The organism is Symbiopectobacterium sp. Eva_TO (assembly GCF_053848865.1).
Map to the genome: position 1 here is coordinate 3,428,780 of NZ_JBSPEY010000004.1, position 14,458 is coordinate 3,443,237.

At 52.7% G+C, this 14,458-nt stretch carries 11 protein-coding genes and 2 pseudogenes; 5 read left to right on the forward strand and 8 right to left on the reverse strand.

Annotated elements, in window-relative coordinates:
- Window positions 1-12: 12 nt before the first annotated feature.
- From ACWWJF_RS20255 to ACWWJF_RS20285, 7 genes and pseudogenes are all read right to left on the reverse strand, one after another.
- Window positions 13-591, reverse strand: a complete 579-nt coding sequence (locus ACWWJF_RS20255) for a hypothetical protein (protein ID WP_455870443.1) — start codon at window positions 589-591, stop codon at window positions 13-15.
- Window positions 588-782 carry a hypothetical protein gene (locus ACWWJF_RS20260; RefSeq protein WP_455870444.1) on the reverse strand — a complete coding sequence of 65 codons (195 nt, stop codon included), beginning with the start codon at window positions 780-782 and terminating at the stop codon, window positions 588-590. The genes ACWWJF_RS20255 and ACWWJF_RS20260 overlap by 4 nt, the downstream gene beginning before the upstream one ends.
- Window positions 775-1,755 carry a hypothetical protein gene (locus ACWWJF_RS20265; protein WP_455870445.1) on the reverse strand — a complete coding sequence of 327 codons (981 nt, stop codon included), beginning with the start codon at window positions 1,753-1,755 and terminating at the stop codon, window positions 775-777. The genes ACWWJF_RS20260 and ACWWJF_RS20265 overlap by 8 nt, the downstream gene beginning before the upstream one ends.
- Window positions 1,756-1,825: 70 nt before the next feature.
- Window positions 1,826-2,143 carry a helix-turn-helix transcriptional regulator gene (locus ACWWJF_RS20270; protein WP_455870446.1) on the reverse strand — a complete coding sequence of 106 codons (318 nt, stop codon included), beginning with the start codon at window positions 2,141-2,143 and terminating at the stop codon, window positions 1,826-1,828.
- A 153-nt stretch (window positions 2,144-2,296) separates the two neighbouring features.
- Window positions 2,297-3,229 carry a tyrosine-type recombinase/integrase gene (locus ACWWJF_RS20275; protein WP_455870447.1) on the reverse strand — a complete coding sequence of 311 codons (933 nt, stop codon included), beginning with the start codon at window positions 3,227-3,229 and terminating at the stop codon, window positions 2,297-2,299.
- Window positions 3,230-3,252: 23 nt separating this feature from the next.
- A protein-coding gene (locus ACWWJF_RS20280) for an IS3 family transposase (protein ID WP_455871153.1) occupies window positions 3,253-4,460 on the reverse strand; the annotation gives its coding sequence in 2 pieces (ribosomal slippage) (window positions 3,253-4,139 and window positions 4,139-4,460; 1,209 coding nt in all).
- 92 nt (window positions 4,461-4,552) lie between these two features.
- Window positions 4,553-4,870: pseudogene (locus ACWWJF_RS20285) on the reverse strand (Arm DNA-binding domain-containing protein); the annotation flags it as partial.
- Between the two features lie 182 nt (window positions 4,871-5,052).
- Here ACWWJF_RS20285 and ACWWJF_RS20290 point away from each other — a divergent pair.
- Window positions 5,053-5,833: pseudogene (locus tag ACWWJF_RS20290) on the forward strand (YcbJ family phosphotransferase); the annotation flags it as partial.
- A gap of 5 nt (window positions 5,834-5,838) precedes the next feature.
- Here the strand turns inward: ACWWJF_RS20290 and elyC are convergent.
- Window positions 5,839-6,567: an envelope biogenesis factor ElyC gene (elyC, locus tag ACWWJF_RS20295; protein WP_455871185.1), complete on the reverse strand. Its 729-nt coding sequence runs from the start codon at window positions 6,565-6,567 to the stop codon at window positions 5,839-5,841.
- Window positions 6,568-6,814: 247 nt separating this feature from the next.
- On the opposite strand from elyC, the gene cmoM reads away from it, so the two are divergent.
- The 4 genes from cmoM to mukB are packed head-to-tail and all read left to right on the forward strand — an operon-like array spanning window position 6,815 to window position 14,064.
- Window positions 6,815-7,600: a tRNA uridine 5-oxyacetic acid(34) methyltransferase CmoM gene (gene cmoM, locus ACWWJF_RS20300; protein ID WP_455870448.1), complete on the forward strand. Its 786-nt coding sequence runs from the start codon at window positions 6,815-6,817 to the stop codon at window positions 7,598-7,600.
- Window positions 7,597-8,919 (forward strand): chromosome partition protein MukF, encoded by a 1,323-nt coding sequence (gene mukF / locus ACWWJF_RS20305; protein WP_455870449.1) that lies wholly within the window; start codon window positions 7,597-7,599, stop codon window positions 8,917-8,919. Before cmoM ends, mukF begins: the two co-directional genes overlap by 4 nt.
- Complete coding sequence (mukE, locus tag ACWWJF_RS20310; protein ID WP_455870450.1) at window positions 8,900-9,622, forward strand: chromosome partition protein MukE; 723 nt, start codon at window positions 8,900-8,902, stop codon at window positions 9,620-9,622. The genes mukF and mukE overlap by 20 nt, the downstream gene beginning before the upstream one ends.
- Window positions 9,623-9,624: 2 nt before the next feature.
- Entirely contained in the window at window positions 9,625-14,064 is a 4,440-nt protein-coding gene (gene mukB / locus ACWWJF_RS20315) for a chromosome partition protein MukB (protein ID WP_455870451.1), read from the forward strand.
- The last annotated feature ends 394 nt before the right edge of the window (window positions 14,065-14,458 follow it).

Genomic DNA, 14,458 nt, shown 5'->3' on the forward strand with positions numbered 1-14,458 from the left:
CATATTTCCCCCTCAGTGTGTGGTTGGCGCTTCCGGCATCCCGGACTCGTTCAGCGTTTTGATAAAGCTATCGTGCAACTCGGATAGCACCTCGCGCCCCATCTCGGAGAGGCCGCCGTTTTCATCGCGCATCTCCATATAAAACTGGATAGCGTTTAGCGTTCCCTGTTCCGCGCCGTATTTCTTAATCAGCGCCCCCTCGATGTTGTTAGCCATCGCGAAACGCTCAGCCGCCAGATACAGGTTCATCGCGCCATATTCGCCCTGATAAACCGCACATTCCTTGAACTCACCCGGACGCCATTCAACGGTAACGGTACCGTTGGCTTCACGTTGCTCACGGTTGAAGGCGTAAGCAATCAGCCAACGCCAAAGCAGCAGCGCGTCATGGTTGGTATAGTCGTAGTCGGACTGCCCCCATTTGCGGGCAATCTCAAACGCCAAATCTAGGTCGTCATCCCACTCACCAGCGTCAAGGCGCGTCATGGCATCGGCGTAGGGTATGAGGTCTACATGCTCGTACAGGCGCTCAGCGGTGTGTTGCGAGATGTTGATACCGTCCGGGGTATTCTCGACGTGATAGCGGCTCATGCGTCATCCTCCATCACAGCAGCCAAGGAGCGGCTAACTTCGCAGTTGAGGTCACACGCTATACTGAGTAAGTCGATAAGAACCGGAGATACTTTCTCATCATTAGCCTTATCAAGAATGACTTCATACAGTGAACATGCTGCACTTGCACGGAATGCTGCGGTATCGAGAGGAATAGGTGTGTTACGCATGTGCCACCTCCTGAACTGTAACGATTTCCGTTATGGTTGAAGGTGGGGTGATTTTGACCCTTCCTTGCACAGGTTGACGTCCAGCCCAGATTAGGCGGCTGTCTTTGAACAGGGCGATGAAGGTGCGGCGGTCTTGGCGTGTGAACGACACTTTGCCGTAGGGCGTAGTCTCGTATTCGGGGATAATCCAGTAGGTATCAATAAACTCGGGGCGAGTTTGGGTGGTAGCAACCATAGCGGTGGCCTCTTTGCTAAGTTCTATCGAACCTCGCTCCTCACTACGAAATGAGGTGGCGAGACGTATCGGGGTTCGTAGACCGGTAGCAAAGAACCCGGCGAGCGCGGACGCTCCCCCGTTACGCCTCACCATTATAGGGGCACAACGCAGGTCACGGACGTAAAAAAACCGCTCTTTTAAGCGGCTTATGTCCGCTTTGCTAGTCGGGCTACGAAACCCGGCACCCGTTTTGTTTGGGTGCTGGTGATGACTATAGTACAGATTGCCAGTAGCTTGCAAGGGCAAATTGTGGTGTAATTCGTTCGATTCCTCACAAGTAATCAACTGCATGACTCGAAAGGCCGGACTAACCGCTGGCCCTTTTTCTTTGCCTAGTGCCTGCACAAAATCCGATTTATGATTGATATTCAGTAGGTTATCTGCACATGCCCCCACCATATGAGTGTATGCTAAACCATTAATTGTATTGCGAGAGGTCACAGTGACCTCCGGCATGGGGCTACGGTGCTGGCGAGATTTTGCGCTCACGAGGGTTTTCGCCGATTCTGGCGAAAAGTGGGAGCCGGAATTATCATTTAACCAATTGATAAAATTACACTTCCTCACTTTGGCTAAACTAAATATTAAGCTCAATGAGCCAGCCAAGGAGAAGGCTTCTTTCTGGCTGGCCTTCCTCAAGTCAATTAATCCCTCCGTTTCAAACGGAGGAATGTCGCACTGAAATATATCGCTCACTTTATTTAAGGCGCAGGGATACCCGTCCCGGTTATTACCGGAAATTATCGTTAACATTGGGAAACTTTAATTATTTATGAGCATTGGCGTACGGGTTATGCACGTTTTCCACTTCAGGAATATTACGCATCCAATGCATTAAATCACTCAGCAGCCACGCGCAATGTTTTTCTGTTAATGCACGACGAGCAGGGAAGCGCCCCTTTAATTCCATGCGGTGTACCGAAGAACGAGATAGCGATGTAATACGTTTACGCTCATCCTCACGAACCAGACGGTCATAGGGTTCATTTAATTCATCCAAAATTACTTTGCGTTCTTCTTCTGTGGGATAGACATATTTATTGGACATTTCATTTCCTCTTTGAGAATAGTGTTTTGATAGCATGGTAGCGGCTCAATTTGGAAAGTAAATAGGAGGTGTGAGAGCTAGTTTGTGGATAACTCTCACTTGGTATTTTATTTGATGTCTCCTGATGCTTCCTGGTGTTTCTAGACGCATCAATGCTTGTACGAAAAAAAAGTTTAAAATATTTTCTCGTCAGCCTGACTTTTTATTCTCGGAGGTGATGAATGGATGTTTTTTAGCCAATTCATCCAGTCTATCCATCCACCTATTCAGAGCGTCGAGTTTCTCCGGCAGGTACTGACTCCGGTTGTAAATACCCATCACCCCCGGCATAGCATGGCCTAGAAGCTGCTCTACGACATGTGGAGCTACACCGATATCATTGAGCTTGGTTGCGAAAGTCCGGCGCAGGTCGTGGACTGTCCACTGTGTATTGTGATTGAGCTTTTTCCATATCCCACAGCCCCATACGCTAACTGCTGGTTGATGTTTCATTTCTCCCAATAAATATCCTGTTTTTAGATTACAGGCTCTCAACTTTTTCATATATGGCCAGATTTTTTCTGGTATTGGTCTTATTATTGGAGCATCGTTTTTGCTATGCCCTTTGGGGACTTTCCATAGCCAGTTATCAAAATCCCATTCATCCCAACGGGACAATCTAGCCTCAACACCTCTACAGCCAAATACTATTAATATTCTTAACCAAGCTGAATAATAAGGCTGAAAGGAATTTGTATTATTTATAGCATTCCATAGCTGACCGACTTCTATATCAGTTAATACTCTATCGCGCTTTGACTCTTTCTGACCAACATCAGATACGACTAAATCATCAAGAGCATTGCTAATGGCATATCGGCGGACACGACAAAACTTAAGTGCCTGCTTACACACCTGTAGGAGTTTACCCGAACTTACTGGAACAGTTCTGTTCATTCGGTCGAAGCATTGCAACCAATATCGAGTTTCACAATCGGACAAAGCCATATCTCCAATATAAGGATAAACGTGTTTTTTTAATTGCTGTATACGATTGTTGATGCTACTGACCCGGCCCATAGCATAATGCTCTATCCAATATTCTATCGCATCCCTAACCGTTACAGGCTGATCTTGACCCACCATCTCCGGACAGCTTTTGTATCTTAAGTTAACGATGCCCGCTGGCGCCGATATTCTCTTGGGGAGTTGTATCCCAGCGCACTGTGCGGATGGTTTTCATTGTAATGATTGAACGCCGCTGCAAGATTCTTCAGCGCTGTTCGCACATCGGGTTTTGGCATGAAGGCGATGTAATCTTCCTTCATCGTCTTCACGAACCGTTCTGCCATGCCGTTACTCTGTGGACTGCTCACTGCTGTTGTGCAGGGCTCCAGATTCAGTTCTCTGGCGAACTTCCGCGTTTCATGCGCTGTGTACGCTGAACCATTATCCGTCAGCCATTGCACTGGTTTATCCGGCAGCGCGCTACCGAAGCGTTTTTCCACCGACCTCAGCATCACATCCTGCACGGTTGAACTGTCATAACCCCTGGTGCTCGCTGCCCAGTCTATGGCCTCCCGGTCGCAGCAGTCCAGTGCGAACGTCACCCGCAGCTTCTCGCCGTTGTCACAACCGAACTCGAAGCCATCTGAGCACCAGCGCATATCGCTCTCTGCTACCGCGATTTTGCCTTTATGCTCCCGCTTCGGACGTTCAGTTTTATCATGCAACAACAGCAGGTTATGCTCGCTCATTATCCTGTAAAGCCGTTTGGCGTTCACCGGTGGAAGTCCCTCTGCACGACGTTGCTTACGCAGGATACCCCACACTCGGCGGTAACCGTAACTGGGCATGTCGCTGATGATACGGAGGATGTCCGATAATATCTCAGCATCAGCTTCGTCATTACGCCGGTTGCTGCGCCTGTCCAGCCAGTCGGCAGAACGGTTAACCCGCAGTGACAGCTGCGCACGCGACACGCTCATGGCGCGGCTGACCAGAGCTATTCCCCGTCCTTTGGCAACAAGGGCGCGTGCGCTATCCATTTTCGCGACTGGCGGTACTCCACTGCTTCTTTGAGGATCTCAACTTCCATCGTCTTCTTACCCAGAAGGCGCTGTAGCTCCCGGACCTGCTTGAGGGCAGTCGCCAGCGCCGAAGCTGGAACCACTTCTTCTGCGGCCGCAACGGCGGTGAGGCTTCCTTCCTGGTATTGCTTCTTCCACTTAAACAAAAGGCTGGGCTGGATGCCATGCAGGCGGGCTACATGGGAGACGTTCATCCCCGGCTCCATTGTCTGCTGAATGATGGCGATTTTCTCTTGCGGAGTTTTACGCTTACGGACTTCTTGCCCTAACAGGATCCCGGTCATTTCAAAATTAGCATGATTGTTAGACATATATCTAAGCCTATCTCTTATCTGGAGATACAGCGACTGTCTGGTGTTACAGGGGGCTACATCACCCTAACCGTTACAGGCTTTAGTGATTCTTGTTTAGTCAGCTTCAGCTGTCGGCGGGGATCTTTACCTTCAGATAGCCATGTTCGGCACTCATCCCGCTTCTCTCGAGCGCGCTTGAGACTCATATCTGGATAGCGCCCCAACGTTACTCGCTGTATTATGCCGCAGTTACGATAGGTGAATGTCCAGCTAATGCCTCCTACCGTCGATACCCTGACACTAAGGCCCGCAGCATCCGCAAAGAATTCGTACTTTTCCCGAGGCACCCCCAGTAGATTTTTTAGCTTCTTATCCGAGAGTTTGTTTAATTCTCCGCCCATCATGCAGCCTCATCTGTTATTCGTATTGTTATGCATAATTTACTGCAAAAGCAGCAAAGCATGGAAGTGATTAGAAACAATGACTACTTGTAAGATACTGTATTTTAATGATTCATGAGTTGTTCATGAAAAGCATATGCACACGCAGAAACAGATAATCATTTTCCCTGTATGACAATAACGGCAACGCCATGCCGCTGTTGGAGAAAAGCTATTTTTTCAATACATTGCGCAGCAAGAAGCGTACAAGCTTTCTATGCTGGCGCGCGAGGGGGATGTACGCTTGCCGACGGTGTACGGTGTGGTGATCACCCAGGAAGCCCCCTACAAAGAGCTGATGTTGATTGAGCGCCTGCGCGGTGTATCAGTCGAAGCGCCAACGCGCACCCCCGAGCGTTGGACATCGCTGATGGATCATGTGGTTGAAAGCGTGCTGCTCTGGCACCGCATCTATAGTCACGGCTGTGTGGGCAGCGTGATAGCACGCAGGATAACGATTGGCTCAGTTGGTACAAACAGCGGCTGGAGGTGCTTTGGTCAACGTTATTGAATGTAGGTGCACCGTTACTGACACAGGAAGAGCGCAGCGTGTTGTACCGCTCGCGCCAGTGTATTGATGCCTTGTTTGATGATTTTGATGACGGTTGCGTGTTGGTGCACGGTAATTTATCGCTGCGCAGTATGCTCAAAGACCCGCGCAGCGATAAATTGCTGGCGATGATCAACCCCGGCATGATGTTGTGGGCTCCCAGGGAATATGACATGTTTCGTCTGTGCGAGCCGGGTATGTCGGAAGCGTTACTCTACCGCTATCTGCAAAAAGCACCGTTGGCGGAAAATTTTGTCTATCGTCGCTGGCTTTACGTTATTTGGGAAGCGGTTTCCCGCTACCTTCACACCGGACAATTGGATCGCGCGCTGTTCGATCGCGCCACGCGCGAATTGACGCCCTGGCTGGAATAGACCTCTCAGTGCGACGCCGCTTCTGGCGGCGCTTCGCTGCCTTTTAACCGTTGCCACAGTATGCCCAGCGTTTCATACCAGGCGCGTTCGCTGTGAGACAGATAAAACGCTGAAGGGAATATTTTTTCCCACGGATTGAGCGCGTTGGTAATGGCCAACTGATTGGCGGGGGCCGGTATAGGATGCAGTCCTTGCGCCTGGAAGAACACCATGGCTCGCGGCAGATGACTGGCTGATGTCACTAGCAGAAAAGGCTGTTGCCCGATAAGGGCCGCCGTGCCCGCAGCTTCTTCTTCCGTGTCGCGCGGCGTATCCAGCGTGATGATATCCTCGCGCGGAATTCCCAGACTCTCCGCGACCAACGCAGCGGTTTGTGCGCTGGTCATCGGATTTCCCTGTGCGGCTGCGCCAGTGAAAATCAGTTTTGCGCCGGGATTGGCATGATAAAGACGCACGCCTTCTGTCACCCGTGACAGGCTGTTACCGATTAAATTGGCGCTCGGTGCCCATGCCGGGTTGTAGGTATAGCCGCCGCCCAGCACCACGATATACGGAATCGGTGCTGCGCTTGCCTGCCAGGTCGTGTAGTGGCTTTCCAACGGCAGCAGCAGCTTATCGGCGATGAGTTGCACACTCAGCAGCAATAACGCCAGCCAGGCGCAGGAAATAACGGCTTTTCCCCCTCGTTGCCAGCGCGAGAACCACTGCAGCGCCAGACCAACGCCCATCAGCACCAGCAATAATGGGAGCGGTTGCAGCAATCCGCCAACGACTTTTTTAGGGTAAACAGCATGAAATCAGGTTCCCTTTGGGTGAAAAAACGGCATCCGGCAAAATATCGTGCGGTCAGGCGGTTTATTCTCGTGCCGCCTGTGCCAGAATAACAGGTTGAAGAAAATATGGCGTTATACCCGAATATCGGGTATATGAGGGCACTCCGTGCCGCACGATCGCCCTAACGATGGCGTGGAACGCAGCGCAATGCAAGATCGCAATTTTAACGATATCGCCGAAAAGTTTGCCCGTAATATCTATGGCACCACTAAAGGCCAGGTGCGTCAGGCGGTGCTGTGGCAGGATCTGGATGCGTTGCTGAAAACATTGCCTGACCGGCCTTTGCGGATTCTTGATCCGGGCGGTGGTGAAGGGCACATGGCCTGTCGGTTGGCGGCTTTAGGACATCAGGTCTTGTTGTGCGATGTTTCAGATGAGATGATTCACCGCGCCAGCAGCATCGCTCAGGAACAGGGCGTAGCCGATAATATGCGTTTCGTTCACTGTGCCGCGCAGGATATTGCGAATCATATGGCGTATCCGGCGGATTTAATCTTGTTCCATGCAGTGCTGGAATGGGTAGGCGATCCGCAGGCGATATTGCGGACGTTAACTGATTGTCTGGCTCCTGACGGTGTTTTTTCGCTGATGTTTTATAATCATCATGCACTTTTGCTGCGCAATGTGGTGCTGGGTAATTTTGCCTATGTGCAAGCCGGTATGCCAAAGCGCAAACGACGTTCGTTGTCGCCGGATCATCCCCTCGATCCCCAGCAGGTTTATGGCTGGCTTGATGCGTTGGGGATGACGATTGAAGGAAAGACCGGTGTACGGGTGTTTCATGACTACTTGCAGAACAAGCAGCAACAAATCGATAATTTCGAGGAATTGTTAGCGTTGGAACAGCGCTATTGTCGCCAGGAGCCTTTTGTTAGCCTGGGACGCTATATTCATGTCATGGCGCGTAAACGCCCTATAAAGGATGCTCTATGAGTGATTTTTCCCAGACAGTGCCGGAACTGGTTGCCTGGGCGCGAAAAAATGATTTTTCCCTGTCACTCCCCACCGAACGCCTGGCGTTTCTGCTGGCGATCGCCACGCTGAACGGCGAGCGGATGGATGGCGAAATGAGCGAAGGGGAACTGGTGGATGCCTTTCGTCACGTCAGCAAGGGATTTGAACAAACCCATGAAACCGTGGCAATGCGTGCCAATAACGCCATCAACGATTTGGTGCGCCAGCGTTTGGTGAATCGCTTTGTCAGTGAAATGGCGGATGGCAATGCCATCTACCGGCTGACGCCGCTCGGTATTGGCATCACCGACTATTACATCCGCCAGCGCGAGTTTTCGACGCTGCGCCTGTCTATGCAACTCTCTATTGTAGCGCAAGAACTGTTGCGCGCGGCGGAGGCCGCAGAAGAGGGGGGCGATGAGTTCCACTGGCACCGTAATGTATTCGCGCCACTTAAATATTCGGTCGCGGAAATTTTTGACAGTATCGATCTTTCTCAGCGTGTGATGGACGAGCAGCAGCAGGGGGTGAAAGATGATATCGCTGCGCTGCTGACGCAAGATTGGCGCGCCGCCATCTCCAGTTGTGAGCATTTGCTGACAGAAACCTCCGGCATCCTGCGTGAATTGCAGGACACATTGGAAGCGGCGGGCGATAAGTTGCAAACCAGCTTGTTGCAGATCCAGGAAGCGACGATGCAGCATCCTGAGCTTGAGTTTGTCGATAAACTGGTGTTCGATTTGCAAGCCAAGCTTGACCGCATCATCAGTTGGGGACAGCAAACTATCGATCTGTGGATTGGCTATGACAGGCACGTCCACAAGTTTATCCGTACCGCCATTGATATGGATAAAAACCGGGTATTCGCTCAGCGCCTGCGCCAGTCTGTGCAAAATTATTTTGACCAGCTCTGGGCGTTGACCTTTGCCAATGCCGATCGTCTGCTGGACATGCGCGATGAAGAGCTGGCGCTTCGCAGTGATGAAGTGACAGGCGAATTGCCGCCTGAACTGGAGTATGAAGAATTCAGCGAAATGCGCGAACAGATCGCCGCGCTGATAGAAGCGGCGCTGCAAAAATATAAAACTGAGCGCACCCCGCTCAACCTGGCGGACGTGGTACGCGATTACCTAAGTCACTATCCCCGGGCACAGCATTTTGATGTGGCACGAATCGTGGTCGACCAGGCGGTGCGTCTGGGTGTGGCCGAAGCGGATTTCACCGGATTGCCTGCGCTATGGCAGTCAATCAATGATTACGGAGCCAAGGTACAGGCCCATGTCATCGACAACTATTGATAAAATCATGCCAGCTAAACTGGCAACGGCGTTAGCCAATACCCTGTTTCCCGCGCTCGATAGCCAACTGCGTGCGGGACGACATATCGGCGTGGAAGAGCTGGAGAACCATGCTTACCTGATGGATTTTCAGGACGTGTTGGAGGAGTTCTACGCACGCTATAACGTGGAACTGATCCGCGCGCCGGAAGGTTTCTTCTATCTGCGTCCGCGATCGACCACCCTGATCCCGCGCTCGGTGCTGTCCGAGTTGGACATGATGGTGGGAAAAATTCTCTGCTATCTCTACCTCAGTCCGGAGCGACTGGCGCAAGAGGGCATTTTCACTCAGCAGGAACTTTATGAAGAGCTGTTGAGTCTGGCCGATGAAAACAAGTTGCTGAAGTTGGTCAACCAACGTTCAACCGGCTCGGATCTTGACCGGCAGAAATTGCAGGAGAAGGTCAGAACCTCGTTGAATCGCCTGCGGCGCTTGGGGATGGTCTACTTCATGGGCAACGACAGCAGCAAATTCCGTATCACCGAAGCGGCGTTTCGTTTCGGTGCCGACGTGCGCAGCGGCGACGATGCACGTGAAGCACAGTTGCGCATGATCCGTGATGGCGAAGCACTGCCGTTAGACAGCGGCCTATCGTTGAACGATGAGGTCGAAGAGGGTGAAAGTGCGCAAGACAATGCGGCAGAGAGTGGAGAGGAAGAATAACAATGATTGAACGCGGTAAATTTCGTTCACTGACGCTGGTCAACTGGAACGGTTTTTTTGCCCGGACGTTCGATTTGGACGAACTGGTTACCACGCTGTCCGGCGGTAACGGTGCGGGAAAATCGACGACGATGGCGGCCTTTATCACCGCGCTGATCCCCGATTTGACGCTGCTGCATTTCCGTAATACTACGGAGGCGGGGGCCACCAGCGGCTCACGCGATAAAGGGCTGCATGGCAAGCTGCGCGCCGGCGTGTGTTATGCCACGTTGGACGTCGTCAATTCCCGCCATCAACGCGTGTTGGTCGGGGTGCGCCTGCAACAGGTTGCAGGGCGCGATAAAAAAGTCGATATCAAACCCTTTGCCATTCAAGGATTGCCCACCACGTTGCAGCCGACGCAGGTGCTGACCCAGTCATTGGGCGAACGCCAGGTTAGGGTATTGACGTTGCTAGAACTGAAAGATCGTGTGGAACAGATGGAGGGCGTGCTGTTCAAACAGTTCAACTCCATTACCGATTACCATGCGTTGATGTTTGATTTGGGCGTGGTGCCTCGTCGGTTACGTTCCGCTTCCGATCGCAGTAAATTCTATCGTCTGATCGAAGCCTCTCTGTACGGCGGGATCTCCAGTGCCATCACCCGATCGCTACGTGATTACCTTCTGCCGGAAAATAGCGGGGTGCGCAAGGCGTTCCAGGACATGGAAGCGGCATTGCGGGAAAACCGTATGACACTGGAAGCCATCCGGGTGACGCAATCGGATCGCGATCTGTTCAAACACCTGATTTCAGAAGCCACTTCCTACGTGGCTGCTGACTATATGCGCCATGCCAATGAGCGGCGGGTGCATTTGGATGGTGCGCTGGCGCTGCGTCATGACCTGTTCGGTAGTCGCAAGCAGTTGGTGCATGAGCAGTACCGTCATGTGGAAATGGCGCGCGAATTGGCGGAACAAACGGACGCCGAAAGCGATTTGGAAACCGATCACCAGGCTGCCAGCGATCACCTTAACCTGGTGCAAACGGCGCTGCGTCAGCAGGAGAAGATTGAGCGTTACGACGCAGATCTGGAAGAACTGCGTTCGCGTCTGGAAGAGCAGGACATCGTGGTAGAAGAAGCGCGCGAGCAGCTCGAAGAACACGACGCGCGCGCCCAGGCTGCCGAGCAGGAAGTGGATGAACTAAAAAGCCAACTCGCTGACTACCAGCAGGCGCTGGACGTGCAGCAGACTCGGGCGATCCAGTACCAGCAGGCGCAACAGGCATTGGAGCGGGCTCGCTCGCTTTGCCAGTTGCCGGACTTAACGGCGGATAACGCCGATGAGTGGCTGGAAACCTTCCACGCGCGGGAGCAGGAGGCGACCGAACTGTTGCTGCAACTGGAACAAACCCTGAGCGTTTCCGATGCGGCACATAACCAATTTGAACAAGCCTATCAGCTAGTCTGCAAAATTGTGGGTAACGTTTCGCGTAGCGAGGCCTGGCAGGCGGCGCGTGATGTGCTGCGCGACAGCACCTCGCAGCGCTATCAGGCAGAACGTGTGCATCCTTTGCGCGGTCGTCTGGCCGAACTGGAACAGCGCCTGCGCGAGCAGCAAGAAGCGGAACGTCTGCTGCAAGAGTTTGGCAAACGCTATGGTCAGCCCTGTGAGCCGGAAGATTTGGACAGCTTGCAGCAGGAACTGGAACTGAAGATTGAAACCCTCTCTGCGCTGGTCGCGGAAGCCGGGGAGCGTCGTTTGGCGCTGCGTCAGGAACTGGAGCAGACCCAGCAACAAATCCAGACATTAACCGCGCGTGCACCGGTGTGGCTGGCTGCACAGGAAGCCCTGACGCAATTAAGTGAACAGAGCGGGGCGACGTTTGCTGATGGTCAGGAAGTGACCGAGCATTTGCAACAACTGCTGGAGCGTGAGCGTGAAATCACGGTCGAGCGTGATGAGGTAGCGGCGCGTAAACGTCACATCGACGATCAAATTGAGCGGTTAAGTCAGCCAGGTGGTGCGGAAGATCCACGGATGGCGGCGCTGGCAGAACGCTTTGGCGGCGTGTTGCTGTCCGAAATTTATGATGACGTGACGCTGGACGATGCGCCGTACTATTCCGCGCTCTACGGGCCATCACGCCACGGCATCGTTGTGGCCGATCTGTCGCTGATGCGTGAGCAGCTTGAAGGGTTGGAGGATTGTCCGGAAGATCTCTATCTGATCGAAGGGGATCCGCAATCGTTCGATGACAGCGTCTTTGCAGTAGAAGAGTTACAAAAAGCGGTGGTGGTTAAAATCGCCGATCGCCAGTGGCGCTATTCGCGTTTCCCTGAAGTGCCGTTGTTTGGTCGCGCGGCGCGCGAAAACCGGCTGGAGAGTCTGCGCGACGAACGTGAAGCGCTGGCACAGCAGTACGCCACGCTGTCGTTTGACGTGCAAAAGACGCAGCGTTTGCATCAGGCCTTCAGCCGTTTTATCGGTTCTCATCTGGCTATTGCGTTCGATGACGATCCTGAGGCGGCACTGCGTCCCTTGAGCTCACGTCGCGGTGAGTTAGACCGTGCCATTAACAATTTTGACGCAGAAAACCAGCAGCAACGTCAGCAATACGACCAGGATAAAGAGTGTGTTTCATTGCTGAACCGCCTGATCCCACGCGTCAGCCTGCTGTGTGATGATACCTTGCACGACCGGATCGAGGAGATTCGCGACGAGCTGGATGCCGCAGAAGAGTCCGCGCAATTTATTACGCAGCACGGTACGTCGTTGGCGAAACTGGAGCCATTGGTGGCGGTGCTGCAAAGCGATCCACAGCAGCATGAACAGCTGCGAGCACAGTACACCCAGGCGCAAAGTGCACAGCGCCAGGCGAAACAGCAGGCGTTTGCCTTAACGGAAGTGGTGCAACGGCGTCCTCATTTCAGCTATAGCGACTCAGCGGACATGCTGGGGGAAAATGCCGATTTGAATGACAAATTGCGCCAACGGTTGGATCAGGCAGAAACCGAGCGTACCCGTTCGCGTGAACAATTGCGTCAGCAGCAGGCGCAGTTAACGCAGTACAGCCAGGTGCAGGCTTCGTTGCGCAGTGCGCATGACGCAAAAAATGAAATGCACAAAGAGCTTATTCAGGAGTTGCAGGAGATCGGCGTGCGCGCGGATGCGGATGCAGAAGCTCGCGCCCGTACTCGCCGTGATGAATTGCATGCTGCCTTGAGTGCCAACCGCACGCGCCGTAATCAGTTGGAGAAGCATATTACCTTCTGTGAAGCGGAAATGGATGGCTTGCAGAAAAAATTGCGCAAAGTGGAACGTGATTATCACCAGATGCGCGAACAGGTGGTGACCGCGAAGGCGGGTTGGTGTGCCGTCATGCGCCTGGTGAAATACAATGGCGTGGAGCGCCGTTTGCACCGTCGTGAACTGGCCTACATGGACGCTGACGAATTGCGTTCCATGTCGGATAAAGCGCTGGGGGCATTGCGACTGGCGGTTGCGGATAATGAACATCTGCGTGATGTGCTGCGCGCATCGGAAGATCCAAAGCGGCCAGAGCGCAAAGTGCAGTTCTATATCGCGGTTTATCAGCATCTGCGTGAGCGTATTCGTCAGGACATTATTCGTACCGATGATCCGGTTGAAGCCATTGAGCAGATGGAAATTGAACTCAACCGCCTGACGGAAGAACTGACCGCGCGTGAGAAAACGCTGGCGATCAGTTCCAAGAGCGTGGCAAACATTATTCGCAAAACCATCCAGCGTGAGCAAAACCGCATACGCATACTGAACCAGGGCTTGCAGGCGGTTGCGTTTGGGCAGGTGAAAAGCGTGCGCTTGAACGTCAACGTGCGTGAAACACACACCACGCTGCTCAATGTGCTCTCGGAACAGCAAGAGATGCATCAGGACCTGTTCAGCAGCAACAGGTTGACCTTCTCGGAAGCGCTGGCAAAACTTTATCAACGCCTCAACCCTGAAGTGGATATGGGGCAACGCACGCCGCAAACCATCGGTGAGGAACTGCTCGATTACCGCAACTACCTTGAGATGGAAGTGGAGGTTAATCGCGGTGCCGATGGCTGGTTGCGTGCAGAGAGTGGCGCGCTTTCCACCGGTGAAGCGATCGGGACTGGGATGTCGATTCTGGTGATGGTAGTGCAGAGCTGGGAAGATGAATCCAAGCGCCTGCGCGGCAAAGATATTATTCCTTGCCGTTTACTGTTCCTCGATGAAGCGGCGCGTCTGGATGCGAAATCCATCGCCACGCTATTCGAACTGTGCGAGCGGTTGGAAATGCAGTTGGTGATTGCTGCACCGGAAAATATCAGTCCGGAAAAAGGCACCACCTATAAGCTGGTGCGTAAAGTGTTCCAGAATCAGGAGTATGTGCACGTGGTCGGACTGCGTGGTTTCGGCAGTGAGAATGAAGCGCCGCAGGTACAGGCATCGTAGCAGCACGCTTACGGTATGGTGGGCAGAAATGGTGCCAGTCCTGCTTGAAACCGTGATACCTGTTTACCAACGTTATTCCCGCGAAGGCGGGAATCTCGCGCAGAAGAAACGCGTTTATTCTTTCAGGAATCCCCGGCTTTCGTCGAGGATGAAAAGAGGGAAGTCGGGGATGACGAGTTGTTGACGTGACGTAATCATCAGTCTGAGAGGCCGTGTTAAACGGCCTCTTTTTTTTGTCTCTTAGTTTCCCTGATTGGCGCCGCGAACATGACGGACCAGTGAAATAAACCTGCGGTAAGTGGCGCAAAAAACATTGTCTCTTTATATACTAACGATAATGATGAGCGAATAATTAAAGTGGCAGGTCATCTCAACGTTTTGCGCTATTTGATGA

What these genes read in the sequence shown, in the direction of transcription:
- ACWWJF_RS20255 (WP_455870443.1), bottom strand. Translation starts at nt 591, where the DNA reads ATGAGCCGCTATCACGTCGAGAATACCCCGGACGGTATCAACATCTCG.
- ACWWJF_RS20260 (WP_455870444.1), bottom strand. Translation starts at nt 782, where the DNA reads ATGCGTAACACACCTATTCCTCTCGATACCGCAGCATTCCGTGCAAGT.
- ACWWJF_RS20270 (WP_455870446.1), bottom strand. Translation starts at nt 2,143, where the DNA reads ATGCTATCAAAACACTATTCTCAAAGAGGAAATGAAATGTCCAATAAA.
- cmoM (WP_455870448.1), top strand. Translation starts at nt 6,815, where the DNA reads ATGCAAGATCGCAATTTTAACGATATCGCCGAAAAGTTTGCCCGTAAT.
- mukF (WP_455870449.1), top strand. Translation starts at nt 7,597, where the DNA reads ATGAGTGATTTTTCCCAGACAGTGCCGGAACTGGTTGCCTGGGCGCGA.
- mukE (WP_455870450.1), top strand. Translation starts at nt 8,900, where the DNA reads ATGTCATCGACAACTATTGATAAAATCATGCCAGCTAAACTGGCAACG.
- mukB (WP_455870451.1), top strand. Translation starts at nt 9,625, where the DNA reads ATGATTGAACGCGGTAAATTTCGTTCACTGACGCTGGTCAACTGGAAC.